We start from the raw sequence: 22,538 nt of genomic DNA on the forward strand, positions 1-22,538 counted from the left end.
GGCCGGTGTCCTTCTTCTTCGAGGTGGCGAGCTGCCAGATCGTGCCGTCCGGCGCCTGGACGACGCCGCCGTAGCCCCACAGGGACTTCGCGGCGGGCTTGATGACGGTGGCGCCCGCGTCGACGGCGGCGGTGAGGAGCGCGTCGACGTTGCCCGGCTGGGCCACCACGAGGGACAGGGTGAAGCCGCGGAAGCCGGTCGTCGGGGCCTCGGAGGCACGGACGCGTACCCGCGTCGAGTCCAGTCCGAAGGCGTCGGAGTAGAAGCGGGCGGCGGCCTCGGTGTCGGCCACTTCCAGGGTGATGGAGTCGATGGAGTTCATGTCCACGACGGTATGGGCGGCGGGGTCGGCGACGCTTCTCGAAAACTGACCATGCTGCCCGGTGTCGAGGGCGTCGACCGCATCGACACCGCCACTTTCCACACTTTGCGCACCGCCCACGTCCCCACATCATGCCCCAGCCCGTCACGGCAGCGCGCCTTCAGGTCACCGGAGACCAGCGCGCCCAGATGCGCACCCACCGAACTGGAGGTGGGCCCGGCCTGGCACGTGCGTCCGGCGCCGACCCGGGGCTCACGAGTGCGACGGGATTAGCACGAGCGTCCACCCGGTCACGGCGTGCTACTGTCGATGGAAGTTGCAGTTGTGGTTGCCTGAAGGTTTTTCCGACGGGGTGATCATCACGGCGACCGGCGTACACACAGGGTGAACGCCGAGCACCGTCCCGAAGGAGAAAAAAATGGCATCCGGCACCGTGAAGTGGTTCAACTCGGAAAAGGGCTTCGGCTTCATCGAGCAGGACGGCGGCGGCCCCGACGTCTTCGCCCACTACTCGAACATCGCCGCCCAGGGCTTCCGTGAGCTGCTCGAGGGCCAGAAGGTGACCTTCGACATCGCGCAGGGCCAGAAGGGCCCGACCGCCGAGAACATCGTGGTCGCCTGACCTCACGACGCACTCGCGTTACTTCGCAGTCGGGGCCCGCACCTTGGGGTGCGGGCCCCCGCTCGCGTTTCTTTCTTTTCTTCTCGTTTTCTTCTCCATTTTCCGGTCCCGCGCCCCGATGCGCCGACAGTGACCGGACCCGGCTCGTTCTTGCGATTCCCCGCGCCGTACCACCGCTGCGGGACTCCCTTGATACGTGCCGTATCAAGGAAGGTTCCGTATGGACCGCGCACGCACACGCACCAATGACCGCAGTCGCTCCGGCGGCGGCCCCCGCCGCTCCCGGACGGCCGGCCGCTCCCAGAGCCCCGGCCGCCGCCCGGCCGCCGCTCCCCAGGGCGAGTTCGCGCCCCCGAAGACGATCACGCCGGCGCTGCCCGCCGTCGACTCGTTCGCCGAGCTCGACCTGCCGGAGCGCATGCTGGCCGCGCTGAGCGGCGAGGGCGTGACCGTGCCGTTCCCGATCCAGGCGGCGACCCTGCCGAACTCCCTGGCCGGGCGCGACGTACTCGGCCGGGGCCGCACCGGCTCGGGCAAGACCCTCGCCTTCGGCCTCGCCCTGCTGGCCCGCACCGCCGGCCGGCGCGCCGAGCCGCGCAGGCCGCTCGCCCTGGTCCTCGTCCCCACCCGTGAGCTGGCCCAGCAGGTCACCGACGCGCTCGCCCCGTACGCCCGCGCCGTGGGCCTGCGGTCGGCCACCGTGGTCGGCGGCATGTCGATCGGCCGGCAGGCCAGTGCGCTGCGGGGCGGCGCCGAGGTCGTCGTGGCGACGCCGGGACGGCTCAAGGACCTCATCGACCGGGGCGACTGCCACCTCGGCGACGTCGGCATCACCGTGCTCGACGAGGCCGACCAGATGACCGACATGGGCTTCATGCCGCAGGTCACCGCCCTGCTCGACCAGGTGCGTCCGGACGGGCAGCGGATGCTGTTCTCGGCCACCCTGGACCGCAACGTCGACCGGCTGGTCCGCCGCTACCTGTCGGACCCGGTGGTCCACTCCGTCGACCCGTCGGCCGGCGCCGTCACCACGATGGAGCACCACGTGCTGCACGTGCACGAGGCGGACAAGCAGGCCACGACCGTGGAGATCGCGGCGCGCGACGGCCGGGTCATCATGTTCCTGGACACCAAGCACCGGGTGGACCGGCTGGTCAAGCACCTGCTGAAGAGCGGCGTGCGGGCGGCCGGACTGCACGGCGGCAAGTCCCAGCCGCAGCGCACCCGCACCCTCGCCCAGTTCAAGGACGGGCAGGTGACGGCGCTGGTGGCGACCAACGTCGCGGCCCGCGGCATCCACGTCGACAACCTCGACCTGGTCGTCAACGTGGACCCGCCCGGCGACCACAAGGACTACCTGCACCGCGGCGGCCGTACGGCCCGCGCCGGCGAGTCGGGCAGCGTCGTCACCCTGGTCACCCCCGACCAGCGGCGCGACATGACCCGCCTGATGGCCTCGGCCGGCATCACCCCGCAGGTCACCCCGGTCCGCTCGGGCGAGGCGGAACTGACCCGCATCACCGGTGCGCAGACCCCCTCCGGAGTCCCCGTCGTCATCACCGCACCGGTCGTGGAGCGCCCGCGGCGCGCCGCGTCCGGCAACGGCTCCTCGTCGCGCGGGCGGCGCGGCCGTTCCGCACAGGCCCGCTCCGGCCAGGCCTCCGTCCCGCAGACCCGCACCGGTCAGGGCCGCGGCAGCGGTCAGGCCCGCTCCACCGGCGAAGGCCCGCGGCGCAGGCCGCGGCGTCAGTCAGCCGGTGGTTCGGCGGCATAGGCGAACCGCAACCCCATCCGCTCCGTCCCCCCCTTGTTGGAGGCATCATGCGCTGTGTCATCGCCCGGTATCCGTTCGACCTCACCAAGCAGGGGGTGCTGGACTCGATGAAGGGCGTCACGCCCCAGCCCGTCACGGGTGAGTCCGTGACCATCGGCCGGCGCCGCTACCCGGTCAAGCAGGTCGGCGAGGTCGTCACCCGGCAGGACAGCCGCGACTTCTCCGGCGCCGAGGTCACCCGCGCCATGACCCGCCTCGGCTTCACCTGCCACCCCGCGCCCGGGGCCGAGCCCGTTCCGGCGCCCGCCGCCACGCCGGTCCAGACCGCGTCGGCGATGCTCGGAGGACCGGCCCAGCCGCAGGAGTGAGGACGGGCCTCCTCCGTCAGGACAGTCCCGTGGCCCGGCGTCGGGACAGCCCCGTCGCCCGGCCCGTGCCGTCCCAGCGCACCTCGCTCACGCGCCGGACGGCGTCGCGGTCGAGCGGGCCGAAGACGTGCGGGAAGAGGGTGCCCTCGGCGACCCCGGGCGGCGGTGTCGGCGCCGCCGCCTCCCACGCGCACCTCGCGGTGAGCCGGTCCTCGTCGAGGAGCACCGCAAGGAGCGGACGGGGCGCGGCGCGGTAGAAGGCGTTGACGACGGCGAGCGTGGTCGCCTCGTCGGGCGAGCAGTGCACGAACCCGTCCTCGGCGAGGGAGGCGGGGACGTACGGCCGGCCGGGGTCGGCGTTCCACTCGGCGAGCGGCACCACGTGATAGATCATCGTCCCGTTTCAACAGCCGGCCCGCCGTACTCCGAGGGCGTGGGCACGGAGTCGGGGGCGGACGGCGGCGCGGAGGCCGACGGCGAGGAGGCCGACGGCGTCGGCGCGGTCCTGGTGGGTTCGTCGGGGACCGGACTCGGCGCCTGTGAGGCGTCGCGGGGCGGAGTCGGGGTCGGTGCGGTCGTCGGGGGCGGGTCGGCGGGGGCCGGGGCCAGCGGGGCCGTCGGACGCGGGGGCGGGGCGGGGGACGCCCAGTTCAGCGGCAGCGCGATCAGGGCGGCGGCGGCAGCGGTCGCGGCGGCACCGGCGGCGGCGCGCAGCAGACGCCGGCGGGACGCGGTCCGGCGGATCGCCTCGTAGCGGCCGGGCGGCGGGCCCAGGTACGCGGTGTCCGGGCGGAGCACGACCAGCAGCGCATCGTCCTCGTCCCGTCCGGACCCGGGATCGTCCTCAAGGCGTGTGGTCAAGGCTTCTCCTCAGATGGACGCGGAGCAGTTCGCGGGCCGCGTGGAGGTCGGCCTTGACGGTTCCTTCCTTGCGCCCGGTCAGCGCGGACACCTCCCGGATCGGCATGTCGGCGTAGTAGTGGAGCAGGATCGGCACGCGCAGTCGCTCCGGCAGGGACTGCACGAGCAGCCGCACCGAGGGGTCGGTCTGCTCGGGGTGCGGGCGTACGGCGACCTCCGCGGTGACCCGGCGCACGGCCCGGCGTTCGCGCTCCAGCTTGCGCCAGTGATCCCGGACGAGGTTGGCGGCTGTCACGTAGAGGAACCCTCGGGGCTCCTCCACGGACGTCCAGCGGGCCCAGAGCCGGGTGAACGCCTCCGAGGCGATCTCGTGGGCCGTCTCGTCGTCGTCGACGAGCCGGCGGCACCAGCCGGCGAGGCGCGGATACAGGGCGGCGAACAGCTCGGACGCCGCCCTGTCACGGGACCGTTTCAACGCTCTCCATGGTCGTGAGGGTATGCCGTACGCACGGCCGGTCAGGAGGCCGCGGGACTCGTCGCCGCCAGCCGGGCGAAGACGATGACGTTGTCCCGGTACTCCTCGCCGACCCGCGGGCCGCCGCAGGTGATGAGCCGCAACTCCGGCTGGGTCACGTCCCCGTAGACGTCGTCCGTCGGGAACTCGGCCTTCCGCACCGTCCGTACGGCGGTGACCGTGAACTCGGCCGCCGTGCCGTTCTCCAGGCGCGTCTCGATCCGGTCGCCCCGGTGCAGCCGCGCGAGGTGCCGGAAGACGCCGTCGCCGTGGGTGCCGACCGTGACGTGGCCGAGGAGGACCGACGGTCCCACCTGTCCCGGGGTCGGCGAGTGCCGGTACCAGCCCGCGCGGTCGTCGTCCGTGACGGGCGGGACCTCCACCGTGCCGTCCGCCGCGAGCCCCAGCCGCATCACCGGGGTGTCGACGCCGACGGCCGGGATGCGCAGGCCGACCGGCACCGAACGCGCCAGTGGCCGCGCGGACTTGGCGGCGGCGGACGACGGCGGTGCGGTGGTGCCGGGGCGGTCGGGCGCGGCCGCGTCGTCCCCGGCACCCCCCGGGCCGCCGCCGCAGCCGGCGAGCAGCACGGCGAGCGCCGCGGTGGCGAGGGCGCGCCCGGCAGGCCGGGTCATGCCCCGGTCGCCGCCCGCCGACGCCGTACGACGAAGAGGACCGCGCCGCCCGCGACGAGCACGGCGCCGGCGCCCGCGCCGATGAGCCCCTCGTCGGTCCCGCCCGTCTCCGGGGTCGCGGCGCCGGTGTCGGGCGCGCCCTCGGGCACGGCGGAGACCTGGCCGTCGGCCGGGGCGGGGGTGGGCGCCTCGGACGCCTCGTCCGCCGGGCCCGGCTCGCTGGGGGAGGGCGTCGGGGCCTTGGTCGGTGCCTCGCTCGGGACGGGGCTCGGGGTGCTCTGGGCCGGGGCCTTGGAGGGGACCGGGCTGGGGCCGTCGGCGAACGCGGGCGCGGTGCCGGCCAGTACGGCGGTGCAGGCCAGGGCCACGGCGCTGAGGATGGTGCGGCGCATCGGGTCGCTCTCTCTCGGGGGGTGGTTGGGGTGGATCGGACGGAGAGACGAGGCGGCGGCCCGGCGGGTTGTAAAGAGATGGCAAAGTCGTGGTGGGTGGTGGACGCATCCGCTTCTTACGGACCCGTGACGTGCCGCGCCGGACGCCCGGCGCGAGGGCCGCGCGGGCCTAGCGTGGGCGCATGCGCGTACTGGTCACCGGCCACGCCGGGTTCATCGGGTCCCATGTCGTGGCGGCACTGCGGGAGCACGGGCACGAGCCCGTCGGATACGACGTCCGCGAGGACCCCGCCGCCGACGTGCGCGACCCCGCGGCCGTCGCCAAGGCCCTGACCGGGGTGGACGCCGTGTGCCACCAGGCGGCGATGGTCGGGCTCGGCAACGGGTTCGCCGACGCCGCGGAGTACGTCTCGCGCAACGACCTCGGCACCGCCGTCCTGCTCGCCGCGATGGCGGAGGCGGGCGTGCGGCGGCTCGTGCTCGCCGGGTCGATGGTCGTGTACGGCGAGGGGCGCTACGCGTGCGCACGGCACGGTGTGGTGCGGCCCGGCCCGCGTGCCGTCGCCGACCTGGACGCGGGCCGGTTCGAGCCGCCGTGCCCGGTGTGCGGCGCGGCCCTGTCCCCGGGGCTGGTCGGCGAGGACGCGCCCGCCGACCCGCGCAACGTGTACGCGACCACCAAGCTGGCCCAGGAGCATCTGGCCGCCGCCTGGGCCCGGTCGGCCGGCGCGACGGCGGTGTCGCTGCGCTACCACAACGTGTACGGCCCCGGGATGCCCCGCGACACCCCGTACGCCGGGGTCGCCTCCTTCTTCCGCTCCGCGCTCGCCCGCGGCGAGGCACCCCGGGTCTTCGAGGACGGCCGTCAGCGCCGGGACTTCGTGCACGTACGGGACGTGGCCGCGGCCAACGTCGCGGCGCTGACGGCCGACCACCCGGACGGCACGCTCACCGCCTACAACACCGGCAGCGGCGACCCGCACACGGTGGGCGAGATGGCCACCGCCCTCGCCGAGGCGTACGGCGGCCCCGAACCGGTCATCACCGGCGAGTACCGCCTCGGCGACGTACGCCACATCACCGCCGACTCCACCCGCCTACGCACCGACCTGCCCTGGAGCCCCCGGGTCGGCTTCCGGGAGGGCATGCGGGAGTTCGCCCGGGCGGGTCTGCGGGGGGAGTGACGTCGGGGGCAGCGGCGCGGGTCGGGGACGCGGACTGAGGGCCGGGCCGAAGGCGCGGGGCGGGGCGCGGGTCGGGGATCGGGCCCAAGCCCTGGGGCACGGACCAGGGGCGCGAGTCGGGAGTCGGTCGGGGGTCGAGGCCGAAGGCCGGGGCCCGGGCCGGGCCGAAGGTCGAAGACGCTGGCCGGGCAAGCGGATTGGGCCGAAGGCCGGGGCGCCGACCAGGGGGCACGGCCCGGGTTGGGGCCGAAGACGAAATGCGCGGACCAAGGATGTGGGTCGGGAGTCGGGCTTGGGTCGGGCCGAAGGCCGGGCGTGGGCCGAAGGCGCGGGCCGGGCACGCGAATTAGGCCGAAGGCCGGGGTACAAGGCCGGGGCGGGGCCGAAGGGCAAGCGCGTCGGGCGGCTCAGGCGTCAGCCAGTGGCAGGGTTACCTCGAAGCGGCAGCCGCCGGGGATGTTGTGGACCGTGGTGTGGCCGCGGTGGGCCTCCACGATGCCGCGGACGATGGCCAGGCCCAGGCCCGCGCCGGCCGGAGGCGTACGGGCGTGGGTGCCGCGCCAGCCGGTGTCGAAGACGCGCGGCAGGTCCTCCTCGGGGATGCCGCCGCAGCCGTCGGACACGGAGAGCACCACGCCCTCGGGCGAGGGCTCGGCGGCGACCGCGACCGTGCCGTCGGCCGGGGTCCGGCGGATCGCGTTGACCAGGAGGTTGCCGAGGACCCGGCTCATCTCCTTGCCGTCCACCTCGACCGGCAGGGCCGCCACGGCGTCGCCGACCAGCCGTACGCCGTGCTCGCGCGCGAGCGGGTCCGCGCCCGCGAGGGCGTCGCCGACCAGGTCGTAGAGCGAGATCCGGGCCGGGGCGAGGGCGAGCGCCCCGGCGTGGATGCGGGAGAGTTCGAAGAGGTCGCCGACCATGTCGTTGAGGCGTTCCACCTCCGTACGGATCTGGCGGAGGTAGCGGTCGGGGTCGGCGGCGACGCCGTCCTCCAGGGCCTCGGACATGGCCCGCAGGCCGGCCAGCGGCGTGCGCAGGTCGTGCGAGATCCAGGCGACCAGTTCCCGCCGGGAGGTCTCCAGGGCGCGTTCCCGTTCCCGGGACTCGGCCAGGCGGGCGCTGGTGGCGGCCAGCTCACGGCTGAGCGCGTCGAGTTCGGCGGTCGCCGGGACGGTGGGGGCCGCGTAGTCGCCGTCGTCGCCGAACGAGCGTGCGGCGGCGGCCAGTTCGCGGCTGCGGGCGACCACCCAGCGGCCCAGCAGCAGCGCGGTGGCCAGCGACACGACGGCCGCCATCGCCGCGACGGTGGTGACGACCGACAGGTCGTGCGGGGACAGGAACATCGCCCAGGCGACGGCGAGCGTGCCCGCGAGCATCGCGAGGACCGCGACCGCCGCCACCACCGCGAACGACGCGGTCAGCGAACGCCGCCGGATCAGCCGCAGCACGGCCGCGCCGGCCAGCCCGGTGACGGCGGCGCCGGCGAAGGCGTAGAGGGCGATGAGGAGGGTGTCGTGCATGGTCAGTCCGTCTCCCGCCCGGCCGGGTCGAAGCGGTAGCCCACGCCCCACACGGTCTGGATCAGCCGCGGCCGGGCCGGGTCGTCCTCGACCTTGCCGCGCAGCCGCCGCACGTGGACGGTGACGGTGGACAGGTCGCCGAAGTCCCAGCCCCACACCTCCCGCATCAGCTCCTCCCGGGCGAAGGCCCGGCCCGGGTGCCGCAGGAAGAAGGCGAGCAGGTCGAACTCGCGCAGGGTGAGGGCCAGCTCGGCGCCCTCCTTCGTGGCCCGCCGGGCGCCCGGGTCGACGGTGAGGCCGGCCGCGGACGGCGGCACCAGCCCGGCGGCGGGCCGGGTGCGGCGCAGCACCGACTCCACCCGCAGCACCAGCTCACGGGGGCTGAACGGCTTGGTCACGTAGTCGTCGGCGCCGACCTCCAGGCCGAGGATGCGGTCGTCCTCGTCGCCGCGGGCGGTCAGCATGACGACCGGCACGGGGCCCGTGGCGCGCAGCCGCCGGCACACCTCCAGACCGTCCATGCCGGGCAGCATCAGGTCCAGCACCACCAGGTCCGGCCGGTGCGCGGCGGCCCGGGTGAGCGCGGCCGGACCGTCGTCGGCCCGGTCCACGACGTGCCCGGCGCGTTCCAGGTAGCCGACGACGACCTCCGCGACCGTGGGGTCGTCGTCGACGACCAGGATCCGGGCGGGGCCGGCGGGGGATCCGGCGGGTGATCCGGCGGGGGGTCCGTCCGGGGACGCCTGCGCGGGAGCGGGCTCGTGCGGCTGCTGCATGCGCCCAGCCTCGCACCGCGCCCTCGCGGACGTCGCCCCCCGAGGGACGCCCGGGCCGCGACGTCCGTGTTTCGTAAGGAGCGGGAGCCCGATATGCCCGATTTCGGCTCGTAGGGTGAGAGTCGTGACCACCTCGCCCGCTCCCGACGTCGACGTCGTACTCCCCTGTCTGGACGAGGCCGGGGCCCTTCCCTGGGTCCTGGCCCGCATCCCGGACGGCTGGCGCGCGCTCGTCGTCGACAACGGTTCCACCGACGGCTCGGCGGACCTCGCCCGCGCGCTCGGCGCCACGGTGGTGACCGAGCCGCGCCGCGGCTTCGGCGCCGCCTGCCACGCCGGGCTGACCGCCGCCACCGCCGACGTCGTCTGCTTCTGCGACTGCGACGCCTCCCTCGACCCGGCCCTGCTGACGCCCTTCGTGCGCGAGATCCGGGCCGGCACCGCCGACCTGGTGCTCGGCCGCCGACGACCGCAGGGGCGCCGCGCCTGGCCCGCGCACGCCCGGGCCGGCAACCTCGCCCTCGCCCGGATGCTGCGCCACCGCACCGGCCTGCGGCTGCACGACCTCGGCCCGCTGCGCGCCGCCCGCCGCGAGGCGCTGCTCGGCCTCGGCCTCACCGACCGGCGCAGCGGCTACCCGCTCCAGATGGTGGTGCGGGCCGCCGACGCGGGCTGGCGGGTCACCGAGCACGACGTGCCGTACCTGCCCCGCACCGGGGCCTCGAAGGTCACCGGGACCTGGCGCGGCACCTGGCACGCGGTACGGGACATGCGCGGCGTGCTCGCCGAGCCACCGAAGCGGACGGTTCGGCATGACACGGCCCACGAGGGGAACTCACGGTGACCATGATCTGCACCCTCCTCGTCATCGCCAAGGAGCCCCGTCCGGGCCGGGTGAAGACCCGCCTCACCCCGCCCTTCACCCCGGACGAGGCGGCCGCGCTGGCCGAGGCGTCCCTCGCCGACACCCTGGGCGCGGTCGCCGCGACGCCCGCGCGGCGCCGGGTGCTGGTCCTCGCCGGTGCCCCGGGGCCCTGGCTGCCGCCCGGCTTCGACGTCGTACCGCAGTGCGCGGGCGGCCTCGACGAACGGCTCGCGGACGCGTTCGCCGGGTGCGCGGGGCCCGCCCTGCTGATCGGGATGGACACCCCGCAGGTGACGCCGGAACTGCTCGACGTGGACTTCGCCGGGTGCGACGCGTACTTCGGTCCGGCGGAGGACGGCGGCTTCTGGGCGCTGGGCCTGGCCCGCCCCGACCCGGCCCTGCTGCGGGGCGTGCCGATGTCGACGCCGGTGACGGGGGCCGTGCAGCGCGAGCGGCTGCTGGCGGCGGGGCTGCGGGTGCGGGACCTGCCGCCCCTGCGCGACGTCGACACCGCCGCCGACGCACGGGCCGTCGCCGCACTGGCCCCGCACGGCCGTTTCGCCGCCCGGCTGGCGGCGTGCACGGCCGCCCCGGACGCGCGGGTGGGCCGATGAGCGGTCACGGACACGCGGGTGAGCCCATGGGCGGCCACGGACACGGGGGTGAGCCCATGGGGGCCACGGACACGCGGGTGGCCGGCCGAAGCGGCCCGGCGAACGGATCGGCCGACGGGCCGGGGAACGGATCCCCCGGCAGCCCGGCGAACGGATCGGCCGGTGGGCCGGCGAACGGATCCCCCGGCGGCCCGGCGAACGGATCCCCCGGCGGGCCGGCCCGCGCCACGATGAACGGACCGGTCCGCCCGCCGGCGGTCCGGCCGCCCGGCAACTGGCCGACCGCCGCCCCCGGCCGCCTCGCGGAGCCGCCGTTCCCCCTGGCCGGTCCGGCGCCCTGGGCCGCCTCCGACCCCTACGCCGCCGCCCTGCGGGCCGGTCGCGGGCCGCTGTTCCTGCGGCGCAGCGACGGGTGGCTGCTGCCGCTGGAGGTGGAGCGCTGGTGCGCGGGGGCCGACACGGTCGACCTGGAGGTGCTGGACCGGTGCGAGGGCGCCGTCCTCGACGTGGGCTGCGGACCCGGCCGGCTGGTCGCGGAGCTCGCCGCCCGGGGCAGTACCGTCCTCGGCATCGACGTCAGCGAGGCCGCCGTCGCCCACACCGTGCGGTCCGGCGGCCAGTCGCTGCGGCGCTCCGTCTTCGAGCCGCTGCCCGGCGAGGGACGCTGGGACACCGTGCTCCTCATGGACGGCAACGTCGGCATCGGCGGCGATCCCCGCGCCCTGCTCGCCCGCGTCGCCGCCCTGCTCGCCCCCGGCGGCCTGCTGATCGCCGAGACCGCACGGGTGGACGGGGGGGGGGGGGGCCCCGCCGGGGCGCCGCGGGGCGCGGCCCCGGCCCCCCCCGGGCGGGCCCCGCACCCCGCGCGCGGCGGGGGGCCCGCGCCCCCCCCGCGCGCGCCCCCGGGGCGCAGGCGCTCGCGCCGCCGCCCGGGGGTGCGCGAGCCCCGCCGGCCCCGGCTCCAGCGACCCCAACGTCACCGACGGCCACGCGTCCGGCAGCCCCTTCCCCTGGGCGCGGATCGGCACCCGCGCCCTGCTCCACCGCGCGGCCGCCGGAGGCTGGCGGACCGTCGCTCAGTGGACGTCGGGGGAGCGCCCCTTCGTCGCGCTGCGCAGCGACCGCAGTGACCGCAGCGCCAGCAGCAGCGCCGAGCCCCCGAACAGCACGGCCGTGATCAGCAGCCAGCGGGCGAGGTAGCCGTCCGCCGACAGCCCGGTGACCCCCCGGTACCCCGCGTCGACCCGGCCGCTGATCAGGGGGAACCACACCAGCAGGAGCAGCCCGGAGAAGGCGGCCGGGAAACGCACGTACAGCGCCCACGTACGACGGTGGACCGCGCCGAGCCCACCGGTGACCGCCCGGTCCAGCACCGAGTACAGCGGCAGCAGCACCAGGTCGTGCAGCAGCGCCGCCCCCACGAACCACAGGGCCACGCCGAGCCAGTCGTCGGCGAGCAGCCGCACCCCCGCGTAGCCCGCGAGCGCGAAGGAGCAGGCCAGCAGGAGGATCTGGAGGGGGCTGCCGATCACGGGCCGGAGCCGGCCGCCCGGCCTGCCGAGCCCGCGCGGCTCGCGTACACGGTTCATTTCAGGTCTCCGAACGTCATCCGGGCCACCCACTTGGTGTTCAGCACGCCGGGCGCGGCGGGCACGATGATCCGCGCCGGGTAGCCGTGGTCCGGGCTCAGCGCCTCGCCGTTGACGTACAGGGCGAGCAGGGAGCGCGGGTCGGCGACCTGGTTGGCACGCAGGGCCCCGCTGCGGAAGGCGCCGCGCCGCTGGAGGGACTCGACGAACACGTCGGGCGGGTCGTCCTCGTGGCCCACGCGCGCGGCGAGGTCCCGCAGCCGCACCCCGCGCCACCACTGGTCGGACGTCGACCAGCCCTCGACGCAGGCGATGGGCAGGGCCTCGCTGTGCTGCTCCATGGCGAGCAGGTCGGCCCGGCTGAACCGGACGGTCCCGGAGCGGCCCTTGACGACGAGCCGCCAGGTGTCGTCGCGGGTCTCGGCCGGGACGATGCCGACGTGCGCGGCCGTCTTGTTGATCTGGAAGCCGTTGGGCCCGCCCCCCGGCTCGGGCCCCCCGTGCGGGGAGAGCACGGCCGTGGCCCGCAGCGGACTGTCGAAACTGCGGCCCGCGTTCGTGGCGAACATCAGGAGCGAGCCGCCGCCGACGAACCACAGGGCACCGCGCCTCGAGACGGTGGGCGCGGCGGGCCGCGGGGACACCAGGTCGTCGCGCTCCTCGCGCATCGCCCGGAGGTTGCGCAGCGCCAGCGGCATCTTCAGCACGGCGTGCGCGACGAACGCGGCGAAGAAGACCCACGCGCCGTAGAAGTGCAGCGGGTAGAAGGAGCCGGGGAAGAGGTACTCCAACTGGATGTTGAGCACCCCGGTCACGAACTGGAACAGCGCGCCCCCGACCAGCAGCAGCAGCGAGATCCGCTCCAGCGCGTGCGCGACCGAGCGGGCCGGGGGCAGGGTGAACAGCCTCGGCACGACCGACCACAGCTTGGCCAGCAGCACCGGGATCAGGGTGAGCCCGAGGGTGACGTGGACACCCTGGGTGAGGCGGTACAGCCAGGTGGGATCGGTCGGCCAGGCGAAGAGGTAGAAGCCGAGGAGCCCCTTGTCCGGCGTCTTGTCGTTGACCGGGGACAGGTCGGGGTTGTAGGCGGCATACGACAGCAGGCCGGTTGCGAACAGCACGGTGATGCCGACGAGCAGCACGATGCCGAGCACCGACGTGAACCGGGGGCCGCGCAGGGGGCTGCGCCAGAAACCCGGAGAGGAGGGAAGCCGTGTGGCGAGGTCACGCATGTCCCGACCGTAGGCAGCAGGAGGCCCCGAAAGCGGTCCGCGACCCATGACGAAACGCTGACGTCCGCCGTGTGCGCCGTCCAACGCGCGATCTTCCGCCCTACGGTGCCGGTGTGACCCGCCTCCGTTCCGTCCCCCGCGACCTGTACGCCGCCGCGGCGGCCGTGCTGCTCGTCGCGGCCGCCATCCTGGTCGGCCGCAACGTGTACACCTACGACGACCTCATCGTCGGCTGGCCACCCCTGCTGGGCCGCTGGGACCCGCACCTGGGCCCCGGCACGCCGGCGGCCCTCCTGGTGGCGGCGGCGACCGTGGCGTACGGGCCGGCCGTCGCCGCTCGCCTGGGGTGGCGCGCGCTGCTCCTCGCCGCCTGGGGCGCGGCGATGGCCTGGACCTGGTCGTTGGCCCTGATCGACGGCTGGGAGCGGGGCATCGCAGGCCGGCTCACCACCAGTCAGGAGTACCTGTCGGTCATCGACCGCTGGCGCGACATCCCGGCGACCCTGCGCGACTTCAACGGGCACATCCTGCTCCACTCCCCCGACAACTGGCCCGCCCACGTCGCCGGTCACCCGCCGGGGGCCACGCTCACCTACGTGCTGCTCGACCGGATCGGGCTGGGCGGCGGGGGCTGGGCCGGGGTCTGGACCATCACCGTGGGCGCGACGGCGTGCGTGGCGGTACTGGTGACGGTGCGGGCACTGTGCGGCGAGCGGCTCGCCCGGCGGGCGGCGCCCTTCCTGGTGCTGGCACCGGCCGCGGTGTGGATGGGCACGTCCGCCGACGGCTACTTCGCGGCGGTCGCCGCGTGGGCGGTGGCGCTGCTGGCCCTCACGGTCACCGGCCGCTCCCTGTGGTGGGCGGCGGGCGCGGGGCTCCTCTCCGGACTGACCTGCTATCTCTCGTACGGCCTCACGCTCTTCGCCGTGATCGGGGCGGCGGTACTGCTGCTCGGCCGGCGCGGGGTGCGGGAACGCCCGCTGCTGTTCCTGCCGCTGCTGGCGGGCATGGCGGTGGTGCCGGTCGCGTTCACCGTGGTCGGCTTCGACTGGTGGGAGGCGTACCACCTGCTCGTCGAGCGCTACTACGAGGGCGCGGCCGGCGTCCGCCCCTACGCGTACTGGGTGTGGGCCAACCTCGCCTGCACGGTCCTCATCACGGGCCTCGCGACGGTGGCGGGCCTGCGGCGGGCGGGCGTCGTGCTGATCCGGCGGCAGGGAAACGGCGACGCACGGGCCGAGGACCTCCGCCTCGCGTTCCTCGTGGCCGCCGGCCTGCTCGCCCTGCTGATCGCCGACCTGTCCGGCATGAGCAAGGCGGAGACGGAACGCATCTGGCTCCCCTTCGCCCTGTGGCTCCTCCCGGCCTGCGCGTTCCTGCCGCGCCCGCGCGCGTGGCTGGCCGCGCAGGCGGTCCTGGCGCTACTCCTCAACCACCTGGTGGCGACCGGCTGGTAGGCGCGCGCCCCACGCCTTCCCATGTCTGGGCGCTCCCCGGACCCGCACACTCCCCGAGCCCCGCATATGCGGGTGCTGGACGCGTTGACCGCGGATATCCCGGCGGGCAAGTTCGCTCCAGGTGAGCGCATCCCGAGGGAGCCCCGCCCGTCCGCCACGGGGGAACGACGGACAGACGGGCGGCATGGGGTGTCAGCTCGCGGTCACGCCCAGGTGAGGCGTTGCCCGTCGGGGCCGACGTGCAGCCGCATACGGTCGGCCGGCGGGCGCCCATCCGCCTGCCACCGCGTGAGCCGTTCGGTGATCTGGTCCCACAAGCGGGCCGGGCCGCCCTGTCGCACCATCCACCGCGCGCCGTCGTGGAAGACGACCGCCCACGCTTCGGCGTCCACGTCGATCACGACGTGTTCCGTCCGACCGCCGCGTTCCAGCGTGAGCCGCTGCGCGCGCGGCGCGGCGAACTGCGCGACGAACCGGGCGGCCCAGTCGTCGAGCGTATCCGCGCCCAGTTCGGCGGGCACCGCATCGCCCACGCTGAGGTTCGGCAGGATGCCCAGCGGGGGCGGAAGGTGGGGGCGTGCCAGCATGAACGAGACCTGTCCCCCGAGAACCGGGCCGCTCGCGGTGCCGTCGTCGGCGGCCGTGAGCCGTACGAGTTCGGATGCGTGCATCCAACCGCCGACCGTGACCAGGACCTCACCGCCGGGCCGTGTCTGCGCGAGCCAGTCGGCCGGCACCGTGTGCACGCCGCACGTGGCGATCACGCGGTCATACGGGCCTCCCTCCGTGTAGCCCGCCAGGCCGTCACCGACCACGCGGGCAGGCCAGTAGCCGGCGCCCGCGAGGGCAATTCCGGCACGGGCGGACACCTCCGCGTCGACCTCGACCGTGGTCACGTTGTCCTCGCCGACGACGTGGCACAGCAGCGCAGTTGAGTAGCCCGTGCCCGTGCCGATCTCCAGGACGCGCGTCCCCTCGCTCGCCCGCAGGTCTTCGAGCATCCGCACGACCAGACTCGGCAGCGTGGACGACGACGACGGGGCCGCCGCGATGCGCCCCTCGACCTGGTCGGGGAAGACGCCCCCGGCCACCTGCGTCACGAGGGAGTCGTCTTCGTAGACCCGCGCGAGTCCTTCCGGGGAGTCCCCGCGCGCGGGGCGGTACCATCCGCCGTCTTCGTACTCGAACCAGCCGCGCGCGAGGAACGCCTCGCGGGGCACCGACATGACGGCCGCTTCCCATTCCGCGTTGCGCAGGGGGCCGGACTTGGACAGGCGCCGCGCGAGGTCGGCCCGTAGGTGTTCCGAGTGCAGGAGGTCAGTCATGGTGGCTCGCTCCGTTCTCCAACAGGTCTGCGATTGCGGTTGTGATGGGTAGTCCGGCCGCGTCTTCGAGCCACGCCCATTGGCCGTTGGGGTTGCACTCCAGAAACCACCATGCGCCGTCAGCGGTCACGGAGAAGTCGAAGGCCCCGAAGCTCAGCCCGAAACCGGCGAGAAACGCCAACAGCGACCGGCGTATCCCGTCCGGGCATGCGACCGGCTCATAGGTGAGGCTCTGGTACTCGGCTCTCCAGTCCACGACCCCGGGCGGCGCGGTGATGCGCGCGCTGAACACCCGCTCGCCGACGACGACCGCGCGCACGTCCGCCACCTTCGGTACACGTGCTTGGAACAGGTGCGCGCTGTGGCTCACCGCGCCGTCGACCTCGCCCGCCTCGACCAGGGCGGCCCAGATTCCGGCGGGCTCGCCCTCAACGTCATACGCCCCGGCGTGCAAGGGCTTGTAGATGGTCGGCTGTGCGGCGCAGAACGCTTTGGCCTCCCTCGGGTCGTTCGTGATCAGGGTGGCGGGAACCGTAAGCCCTACCCGTGTCGCCGCGTCCAGTTGCGCGGGCTTGTACTCCGCCCGCGCGATGGCTTGCGGGTGGCTGAGGTAGAGGCATCCCGGCAGCGCTCCCAGCACGCCGCCCAGGCCGCGCCGGTTTTCCTGCGCCGCGAACCGGGCCGCCTGCCCGCCGCTCCCCGTCGGGTAGGGGTTCGGCCGACGGTGGTACAGGGCGCGCACGGCGGACAGGTCGGCCGTACGCTCCCCGGCCGTGAGCCGTCCGCCCCATCCTCCCCCAGACTCCGTCCGGGAGGTGCCCCCAGCCCCGATGTGCGCGGCGAGCACCACGGGCGCCGGGAAGTCGCGCCCCGGATCGAAGCGCAGGACGGGCACCCGGCGCCGGTTCAGTTCCGCGATGACCAGATCAGCGGTCGCGTCCTCATCCTCCGTGCAGACCAGCACCGGGCGTCCGTCCATGGCGCTACTCCCTAGTCCTGTGTCGCGTCGTGGCCGGAGTCGGCATCCACCTTGCCGTCCTTCCCGACCTGTGTGGGCGGGTACGTGTTGACGGACGTACCGTGCTTGCCGAGTTCGGCCGGCGTCATCGCGCCGTCCTCACCGACCCATCGGCCGGTCTGCGTGGCCGGGTCGATGCCCGCGTACCGCCACGGCGAGGGGGAACCGTTGCGCAGCGGAGCCATACGCCGCAGCCCCCACGGGGCTTGTGCGGTCGTCTGCGAACCTGCGGGGCTTGTCTGCAAGTCTCCTCCTTGGTCGCTTCCTACGGTGGTCGTACAGGACCCGCCCCGGCAGGCGCTCGACCTGTCCAAGGGTTGCGTGCGGTGATCCAACCGGGGCGGGATGGTGCCCGCTCCCCTGCCGGGGGTGTGTGGGAGAACCGGTTGACAGGTCGTCCCCGGCAGGGGGCGGAGCCTTCACAGGTAGAGCTGTCGTTTGCAGTCCCGGCAGTACGTCTTGCCGTCGCGCCGCTCGGTCTGCCGGTGCTCACACGTCCTGGTCCCGGTCCCGGTCATCGCGCGGTACCGGCGGGCAGGGCCGTGGGGTACGCGTCCCGCTCGCGGCGGACCGAGCGGTGACGGCCGCCGGAGCCTTCCACGGGAACCGGGCGCGGCGGGGGCACGTGGGCGGGAACGGCGAGCGTGGCGGGCAGCGCGGCGCGGTCGGTGATCCGGTCCCGTGTGTGCGCCTGCACGCGCACCATGTGCGCAAGCTCAGCGATGCACGGGCCGCAGGCGTACACGTCGCCCGTCGCGCCGGGCGCGGCCACGGCACCGATCCACAGCACCGCCACCCCCTCACGACGGCGGTACAGCCAACACGCCCCCGTCACCCACGCGTTACCGTCGCCCGCCTGTGCGACCAGGGGCCAAGCGTCACGCCACGGACGTTCAACAGCCGGAGGGAACATCACGCCGCACCCCCGCTCACCCGCGCGGGACCGGCTGACTCCGCCGACGGCCGCATGACCGCGTAGTCGCCGAAGTTCCGCCGATAGCGCCGGTGCCCGCTCTCCTGCGTGTGCCGACGCTGCCAATCCTCGACCGGCCCCGGACCGCTGTACGTGCCGGACCACGCGCCACACTCGGCATCGTCACCGGACACGCACCGCGCCTCATACTCCGGCACAGCCGTCCTGTCCTGCTCGATGGTGAACGCGACGTAACGGAACACGCGTCGACTCACCGCTCCGCCCCCTTCCGCTCGCCCGTGCTCGACCGCAGCGCGACGGTAAGCGCGAGGGCCGTGGCCACGTTGCAGCGACCCAGATCGATCAACGCGAGCGGGAAAGACCCGACGCACGAAGCGGCGTCGAGCCCGAGGGACGGCAACGTCACCCCGGCCGCCCTGAGCGCATCGCGCAGCTCGTCACGCGCCCGCTCAGCGTCTCTGACCTTCACGTCTGCCGTCTGCTGCCTGCCTGCCGTCGTCATGCCTGCTCCGAACCTTGGGCCGTTGCGCCCCCGTGGGGAAGGGCGTCTCTGTAGTCACCAGCTTTGCCAAGAGAACGAGTCACGTATACGGAGCGCTCGTCACCAAATACCCTCAGTGGACAAGCTCTTGAGAGGAGGTCAGTGCGATGGAGCTAGAGCCCGAAGAAGACGCGATGCCCGCTACACCTGCGGGGATGCTGGCCGGACGCGCGGGACGTGCGCGGGCCAAGGCGGGTCTGTCGCTGCGTGCACTCGCCGAGAAGCTGGGGTACCCGCACACGTACCTGAGCCGGGTCGAACGGGGGGAGCAGCTCCCCTCCGAGGCGCTGGCGGAAGTCCTCGACGACTTCTACGAGACCGACGGGTTGTTCACCGACCTGCTCGTGGTGGCCGTCGCGGCCGAGGTCCCGGTGTACGGGCGCAAGGTGCTTGAGGAGGAGAAGCGGGCCGCGCGCATCCAGACCTTCAACAGCAGTGTCGTCCCCGGTCTGTTGCAGACCGAGTCCTACACCTCTGCCCTCTTCACCGAGTCCATGCCGGGCAAGGATGCTGAGAAGGTCGCGCTTCAGGTGGCCACACGCTCACACCGTCGGGCGGTGCTGGACTCCGCCACGCCCCCGCTGTACTGGGCCATCATGGACGAGGCGGCCCTGCGTCGGCCGGTGGGCGGTCCAGCGATCATGGCCGAGCAGCTCCGGCACATACTCGACGTGATCGAGAAGAACAGTGCGGTGCGGGTGCAGGCGCTTCCCTTCACCCATGGAGTGCACCCCTTGTTGGGCGGTAGCTTGAGCTTGCTCACCTTCGGGATGGCGTGACCTTCGGCTACGTCGAGTCGTTCGCGTCCGGCGTGTCAGTGGACACCCCGGCCCGTGTACTGGAGTTGACGACGCGCCTGGACATTGCCCGGTCGAAGGCCCTCGACAGCGGGGAGAGCGTGTATCTGTTCCACACGTACCTGAAAGAGTATGAAGATGATATTGACTCCTGACGAGAACACGGCGTCTCCGGTCTGGGTGAAGAGCAGCTACAGCAACGGCGAGGGAGCCGAGTGCATCGAGTGGGCGCCGGAGCACGCGGCGGCCACTGGTGAGTTCCTGGTCCGGGACAGCAAGGACACGGACGGCCCGCACCTGTCCCTGACCTCTGCGGGGTTCGCCGGCCTTGTGGAGTTCGCCAAGCGCCACGGGTGACCAGCGCTCCTTCCGACCCCCGAGTGACCGGCCCTCGCCACCCGGCGGGGGCCGTTGTCATACCTGCCCAGGGCCCGCTTGTCAGCCACGGCGAAGCGCCTGCACCGGGACCACCTCCCCAGCGGGGTCGCCCTGGGAGGCGGTCGCGGTCCGCGGACGTTCCCGAACGGGCCGGCCCCGTCAGGTCACGACCCCACCGGTGCGGGTCCCACCAGTTCCGTCAGGACGTCCTCCATCGTCACGAAGCCCAGGACCGCGCCCGTCTCGCCGGTGACCGCGGCGAGGTGGCTGTCCTCGGTGCGCAGGGCGGTGAGGGTGTCGTCGAGGGGCGTGTCGATGCGCACGCGGGTGACGCGGTGCAGGGCCGAGCGAGGGAAGGGGCGGTCGCGGTCGGTGAGGCCCAGGGTGTCCTTGATGTGCAGGTAGCCGAGGACCGTGCCGCCGGGGCCGGTGACCGGGAAGCGGGAGTAGCCCGCCTCGGCGGCCATGCGTTCCAGCTCGGCCGGCGTGACCGTGTGGGGGACCGTGCGCATCTTCTGGGCCGGGACCAGGATCTCGCCGACCGGGCGGGTGCCCAGTTCCAGCGCGTCGCGCAGGCGCTCGCCGTCGGCCGGGGTGAGCAGCCCGGCCTCGCTGGCGTCGACCACCATGCGGGCCAGCTGGTCGTCCGTGAAGACGGCCTCGACCTCGTCCTTCGGCTCCACCCTGAGCAGCTTGAGCAGGGCGTTGGCGAAGGCGTTGATGCCGAAGACGAACGGCTTCAGGGCCCGGGTGAGGGCGACCAGCGCGGGGCCGAGGAACAGGGCGGTGGTCGCCGGGGCGGCCAGCGCGATGTTCTTCGGGATCATCTCGCCGATCAGCATGTGCAGATACGTGGCGAGGGTCAGGGCGATCGCGAAGGCGACGGGGTGGACCAGCGCGTGCGGCATGTGGACCGCCTCGAACACCGGCTCCATCAGGTGCGCGATGGCCGGCTCCGCGACCGCGCCGAGCACCAGCGAGGAGACGGTGATGCCGAGCTGGGCCGTCGCCATCATCTGGGAGATGTGCTCCAGGCCCCACAGGGTCATCCGGGCGCGCTTGTCGCCCGCCTTCGCGCGCGGCTCGATCTGGCTGCGGCGCACCGAGATCAGGGCGAACTCGGCGCCCACGAAGAACGCGTTGGTCAGCAGCGTCAGCGCGCCGATGAAGAGCTGTACGGCGGTCATCGGGCCATCTCCCGCTGCTCGTGCTCCGGCTGCCCGCCCACCAGGGGCGCGGGCGCGGTGACGCGGAGGCGGTCCGCGCGGTGGTGGTCGACGTCGAGGACGTCGAGGCGCCAGCCGTCCAGGTCGACGACGTCGCCCTGGACGGGGATGCGCGTGAGGTGGGTGGCGACCAGGCCGGCCAGGGTCTCGTACGGACCCTCCGGCGCGGTCAGGCCGATGCGCTCCAGGTGGTCCAGGCGCAGCGAGCCGTCGGCCTCCCAGGCCGCCCGGCCGTCCGCCCGCGCGGGGGCGGGCAGCAGGTCCGGTATCTCGACCGGGTCGTGCTCGTCGCGCACCTCGCCGACGACCTCCTCGACGATGTCCTCGACGGTGGCCACGCCCGCGGTACCGCCGTACTCGTCGATGACGACGGCCATGGTGCGGGCCCGGCGCATGCGCTCCAGGAGGCGGTCGGCGGGCAGGCTGTCCGGCACCAGGAGCGGCGCGGCGGCCAGCTCGGTGACGGGGGTGGTCGCCCGGCGCTCCGGCGCCAGGGCCAGTACGTCGCGGATGTGCACGGTGCCGATGACCTCGTCCAGGCTGTCCTGGTAGACCGGGAAGCGGGACAGGCCGGTGGCGTGCGAGAGGTTCGCGGCGTCGGCCGCGGTGGCGTGGGCCTCCAGGGCCTTGACGTCCACGCGCGGGGTCATGACGTTCTCCGCGGTCAGCTCGCTCAGGTGCAGGGTGCGGACGAACAGCTCCGCCGAGTCCGCCTCCAGCGCGCCTTCGGCGGCCGAGTGCTGGGCGAGGGCGACCAGTTCCTCGGCGCTGCGGGCGGACGCCAGCTCCTCGGCCGGTTCCAGGCCGAAGCGGCGTACGAAGTGGTTCGCCGTGTTGTTCAGGTGCCGGATGAACGGGCCGAAGGCGGTGGTGAAGCCGCGCTGCGGGCCCGCGACGACCTTCGCGACGGCCATCGGGCGGGAGATCGCCCAGTTCTTGGGGACCAGCTCGCCGACGACCATCAGGACGACGGTGGAGAGCACCACACCGAGCAGCGTCGCCACCGTCGAGGCGGCGGCGCCCAGGCCGATCGCCGTCAGCGGGCCGCGCAGCAGCACGGCGATCGACGGCTCGGCCAGCATGCCGATGACCAGCGAGGTCACCGTGATGCCGAGCTGGGCACCGGAGAGCTGGAGGGTCAGGGAGCGGGCGGCCTTCAGGGCCCCCTCGGCACCGCGCTCGCCGGACTCGGCGGCACGCTCCAGGTCACCGCGCTCGACGGTGGTGAGGGAGAACTCGGCCGCGACGAAGAGCGCGCAGGCCAGGGTGAGCAGGAGGGCCAGCAGGAGCAGCAGGACCTCGGTCACCGTGCCACCCCGCTTCCCTCACGCGCATACGGGGGCACTGGCGGGCCGGCCGTGGCACGGCCGGTACTGGGAGGCTCCATTACGGAACGGGACTCCTTAACGGGGTCGGCGGGCGCCGGCACCAGCCGGGCACCCGAGGTTTTCCCTCACATGGTAAAGGACCTGCAAAGAGAAGGGGAGTACTCACACCCCTGTGCTTCTACTCGCCTGTAGAGAACGGCGGGGCGGCCCCGGTTGTTCCCCGCACGGACGCGCCCTCCCGGCCCAAGTGGGACCGCTTCGAG

Annotated in this window: 28 protein-coding genes; 11 read left to right on the forward strand and 17 right to left on the reverse strand. The window is 74.0% G+C overall.

Annotation, left to right across the window (positions count from 1 at the left end):
* Positions 1 to 322 (reverse strand): VOC family protein (locus ACFWR9_RS05765; RefSeq protein WP_383836032.1); only part of this gene is annotated, 322 nt, incomplete at its 3' end.
* Positions 323 to 740: 418 nt separating this feature from the next.
* Here ACFWR9_RS05765 and ACFWR9_RS05770 point away from each other — a divergent pair.
* The 3 genes from ACFWR9_RS05770 (at position 741) to ACFWR9_RS05780 (ending at position 3,086) form a co-directional block, all read left to right on the forward strand.
* On the forward strand, positions 741 to 944 hold the full coding sequence (locus ACFWR9_RS05770; RefSeq protein WP_019324834.1) for a cold-shock protein: 204 nt from the start codon (positions 741 to 743) through the stop codon (positions 942 to 944).
* A 220-nt stretch (positions 945 to 1,164) separates the two neighbouring features.
* Positions 1,165 to 2,718, forward strand: a complete 1,554-nt coding sequence (locus ACFWR9_RS05775) for a DEAD/DEAH box helicase (RefSeq protein ID WP_383836037.1) — start codon at positions 1,165 to 1,167, stop codon at positions 2,716 to 2,718.
* A 47-nt stretch (positions 2,719 to 2,765) separates the two neighbouring features.
* On the forward strand, positions 2,766 to 3,086 hold the full coding sequence (locus ACFWR9_RS05780; RefSeq protein WP_383836040.1) for an SCO5918 family protein: 321 nt from the start codon (positions 2,766 to 2,768) through the stop codon (positions 3,084 to 3,086).
* A gap of 16 nt (positions 3,087 to 3,102) precedes the next feature.
* On the opposite strand, the gene ACFWR9_RS05785 is transcribed toward ACFWR9_RS05780, so the two are convergent.
* Genes ACFWR9_RS05785 through ACFWR9_RS05805 form a run of 5 tightly spaced genes read right to left on the reverse strand, consistent with a single transcriptional unit; the run spans position 3,103 to position 5,488 of the window.
* Positions 3,103 to 3,480 (reverse strand): DUF952 domain-containing protein, encoded by a 378-nt coding sequence (locus ACFWR9_RS05785; protein WP_383836043.1) that lies wholly within the window; start codon positions 3,478 to 3,480, stop codon positions 3,103 to 3,105.
* Positions 3,477 to 3,947, reverse strand: a complete 471-nt coding sequence (locus ACFWR9_RS05790) for a hypothetical protein (protein ID WP_383836045.1) — start codon at positions 3,945 to 3,947, stop codon at positions 3,477 to 3,479. The genes ACFWR9_RS05785 and ACFWR9_RS05790 overlap by 4 nt, the downstream gene beginning before the upstream one ends.
* The gene (locus ACFWR9_RS05795; RefSeq protein ID WP_122616678.1) at positions 3,931 to 4,422 is read right to left on the reverse strand and encodes an RNA polymerase sigma factor; all 492 of its coding nucleotides are present in this window, start codon (positions 4,420 to 4,422) and stop codon (positions 3,931 to 3,933) included. Before ACFWR9_RS05795 ends, ACFWR9_RS05790 begins: the two co-directional genes overlap by 17 nt.
* A 41-nt stretch (positions 4,423 to 4,463) precedes the next feature.
* Entirely contained in the window at positions 4,464 to 5,096 is a 633-nt protein-coding gene (locus ACFWR9_RS05800) for a class F sortase (RefSeq protein ID WP_383836048.1), read from the reverse strand.
* Entirely contained in the window at positions 5,093 to 5,488 is a 396-nt protein-coding gene (locus ACFWR9_RS05805; RefSeq protein ID WP_383836051.1) for an LPXTG cell wall anchor domain-containing protein, read from the reverse strand. Before ACFWR9_RS05805 ends, ACFWR9_RS05800 begins: the two co-directional genes overlap by 4 nt.
* Positions 5,489 to 5,670: 182 nt before the next feature.
* Here ACFWR9_RS05805 and ACFWR9_RS05810 point away from each other — a divergent pair, with 182 nt between their 5' ends.
* A complete protein-coding gene (locus ACFWR9_RS05810; protein ID WP_383836053.1) occupies positions 5,671 to 6,672 on the forward strand; it encodes an NAD-dependent epimerase/dehydratase family protein in 1,002 nt (333 codons plus the stop codon).
* A gap of 407 nt (positions 6,673 to 7,079) precedes the next feature.
* Here ACFWR9_RS05810 and ACFWR9_RS05815 read toward each other — a convergent pair whose 3' ends face one another.
* Together ACFWR9_RS05815 and ACFWR9_RS05820 are read right to left on the reverse strand one after the other, a co-directional pair.
* Positions 7,080 to 8,192: a sensor histidine kinase gene (locus tag ACFWR9_RS05815; RefSeq protein WP_383836056.1), complete on the reverse strand. Its 1,113-nt coding sequence runs from the start codon at positions 8,190 to 8,192 to the stop codon at positions 7,080 to 7,082.
* A gap of 2 nt (positions 8,193 to 8,194) precedes the next feature.
* Positions 8,195 to 8,968, reverse strand: coding sequence for a response regulator transcription factor (locus tag ACFWR9_RS05820; RefSeq protein ID WP_383836059.1), 774 nt, complete (start codon positions 8,966 to 8,968; stop codon positions 8,195 to 8,197).
* 115 nt (positions 8,969 to 9,083) lie between these two features.
* Between ACFWR9_RS05820 and ACFWR9_RS05825 the strand changes: the two genes are divergently transcribed.
* The 3 genes from ACFWR9_RS05825 (at position 9,084) to ACFWR9_RS05835 (ending at position 11,577) form a co-directional block, all read left to right on the forward strand.
* A complete protein-coding gene (locus ACFWR9_RS05825; protein ID WP_383836062.1) occupies positions 9,084 to 9,812 on the forward strand; it encodes a glycosyltransferase family 2 protein in 729 nt (242 codons plus the stop codon).
* A 5-nt stretch (positions 9,813 to 9,817) separates the two neighbouring features.
* On the forward strand, positions 9,818 to 10,447 hold the full coding sequence (locus tag ACFWR9_RS05830) for a DUF2064 domain-containing protein (RefSeq protein WP_383836429.1): 630 nt from the start codon (positions 9,818 to 9,820) through the stop codon (positions 10,445 to 10,447).
* Positions 10,448 to 10,677: 230 nt separating this feature from the next.
* The gene (locus ACFWR9_RS05835) at positions 10,678 to 11,577 is read left to right on the forward strand and encodes a class I SAM-dependent methyltransferase (RefSeq protein WP_383836065.1); all 900 of its coding nucleotides are present in this window, start codon (positions 10,678 to 10,680) and stop codon (positions 11,575 to 11,577) included.
* Here the strand turns inward: ACFWR9_RS05835 and ACFWR9_RS05840 are convergent.
* Together ACFWR9_RS05840 and ACFWR9_RS05845 are read right to left on the reverse strand one after the other, a co-directional pair.
* Positions 11,524 to 12,036 carry a hypothetical protein gene (locus tag ACFWR9_RS05840; protein ID WP_383836068.1) on the reverse strand — a complete coding sequence of 171 codons (513 nt, stop codon included), beginning with the start codon at positions 12,034 to 12,036 and terminating at the stop codon, positions 11,524 to 11,526. The two genes, ACFWR9_RS05835 and ACFWR9_RS05840, sit on opposite strands and share 54 nt — an antisense overlap.
* Complete coding sequence (locus ACFWR9_RS05845; protein ID WP_383836071.1) at positions 12,033 to 13,271, reverse strand: molybdopterin-dependent oxidoreductase; 1,239 nt, start codon at positions 13,269 to 13,271, stop codon at positions 12,033 to 12,035. Before ACFWR9_RS05845 ends, ACFWR9_RS05840 begins: the two co-directional genes overlap by 4 nt.
* A gap of 113 nt (positions 13,272 to 13,384) precedes the next feature.
* Here ACFWR9_RS05845 and ACFWR9_RS05850 point away from each other — a divergent pair, with 113 nt between their 5' ends.
* Entirely contained in the window at positions 13,385 to 14,728 is a 1,344-nt protein-coding gene (locus tag ACFWR9_RS05850) for a hypothetical protein (RefSeq protein ID WP_383836074.1), read from the forward strand.
* A 203-nt stretch (positions 14,729 to 14,931) separates the two neighbouring features.
* On the opposite strand, the gene tgmC is transcribed toward ACFWR9_RS05850, so the two are convergent.
* The 5 genes from tgmC to ACFWR9_RS05875 all read right to left on the reverse strand — a co-directional run bounded on the left by tgmC (position 14,932) and on the right by ACFWR9_RS05875 (position 18,507).
* Positions 14,932 to 16,053 carry an ATP-grasp peptide maturase system methyltransferase gene (tgmC, locus tag ACFWR9_RS05855; RefSeq protein ID WP_383836077.1) on the reverse strand — a complete coding sequence of 374 codons (1,122 nt, stop codon included), beginning with the start codon at positions 16,051 to 16,053 and terminating at the stop codon, positions 14,932 to 14,934.
* Positions 16,046 to 17,032 (reverse strand): ATP-grasp ribosomal peptide maturase, encoded by a 987-nt coding sequence (tgmB, locus tag ACFWR9_RS05860; RefSeq protein ID WP_383836080.1) that lies wholly within the window; start codon positions 17,030 to 17,032, stop codon positions 16,046 to 16,048. The genes tgmC and tgmB overlap by 8 nt, the downstream gene beginning before the upstream one ends.
* Before the next feature lie 11 nt (positions 17,033 to 17,043).
* Positions 17,044 to 17,316 carry a putative ATP-grasp-modified RiPP gene (gene tgmA, locus ACFWR9_RS05865; protein WP_383836083.1) on the reverse strand — a complete coding sequence of 91 codons (273 nt, stop codon included), beginning with the start codon at positions 17,314 to 17,316 and terminating at the stop codon, positions 17,044 to 17,046.
* Between the two features lie 269 nt (positions 17,317 to 17,585).
* Positions 17,586 to 17,861, reverse strand: a complete 276-nt coding sequence (locus ACFWR9_RS05870; RefSeq protein ID WP_383836086.1) for a hypothetical protein — start codon at positions 17,859 to 17,861, stop codon at positions 17,586 to 17,588.
* Positions 17,862 to 18,255: 394 nt separating this feature from the next.
* Positions 18,256 to 18,507, reverse strand: a complete 252-nt coding sequence (locus ACFWR9_RS05875; RefSeq protein ID WP_383836089.1) for a hypothetical protein — start codon at positions 18,505 to 18,507, stop codon at positions 18,256 to 18,258.
* 173 nt (positions 18,508 to 18,680) lie between these two features.
* Here ACFWR9_RS05875 and ACFWR9_RS05880 point away from each other — a divergent pair, with 173 nt between their 5' ends.
* From ACFWR9_RS05880 to ACFWR9_RS05890, 3 genes are read left to right on the forward strand one after another with little or no spacing between them, the layout of a single operon-like run.
* Positions 18,681 to 19,325, forward strand: coding sequence for a Scr1 family TA system antitoxin-like transcriptional regulator (locus tag ACFWR9_RS05880; RefSeq protein WP_383836092.1), 645 nt, complete (start codon positions 18,681 to 18,683; stop codon positions 19,323 to 19,325).
* Positions 19,322 to 19,498 (forward strand): hypothetical protein, encoded by a 177-nt coding sequence (locus tag ACFWR9_RS05885; protein ID WP_383836095.1) that lies wholly within the window; start codon positions 19,322 to 19,324, stop codon positions 19,496 to 19,498. The genes ACFWR9_RS05880 and ACFWR9_RS05885 overlap by 4 nt, the downstream gene beginning before the upstream one ends.
* A complete protein-coding gene (locus ACFWR9_RS05890; protein ID WP_383836098.1) occupies positions 19,482 to 19,700 on the forward strand; it encodes a DUF397 domain-containing protein in 219 nt (72 codons plus the stop codon). The genes ACFWR9_RS05885 and ACFWR9_RS05890 overlap by 17 nt, the downstream gene beginning before the upstream one ends.
* A gap of 185 nt (positions 19,701 to 19,885) precedes the next feature.
* On the opposite strand, the gene ACFWR9_RS05895 is transcribed toward ACFWR9_RS05890, so the two are convergent.
* On the reverse strand, positions 19,886 to 20,908 hold the full coding sequence (locus ACFWR9_RS05895) for a hemolysin family protein (RefSeq protein WP_383836101.1): 1,023 nt from the start codon (positions 20,906 to 20,908) through the stop codon (positions 19,886 to 19,888).
* On the reverse strand, positions 20,905 to 22,254 hold the full coding sequence (locus ACFWR9_RS05900; RefSeq protein ID WP_383836104.1) for a hemolysin family protein: 1,350 nt from the start codon (positions 22,252 to 22,254) through the stop codon (positions 20,905 to 20,907). The genes ACFWR9_RS05895 and ACFWR9_RS05900 overlap by 4 nt, the downstream gene beginning before the upstream one ends.
* Positions 22,255 to 22,538 lie beyond the last annotated feature (284 nt).

Origin of the sequence: Streptomyces sp. NPDC058534 (genome assembly GCF_042717365.1) — a bacterium.
Taxonomy (GTDB): Bacteria; Actinomycetota; Actinomycetes; order Streptomycetales; family Streptomycetaceae; genus Streptomyces.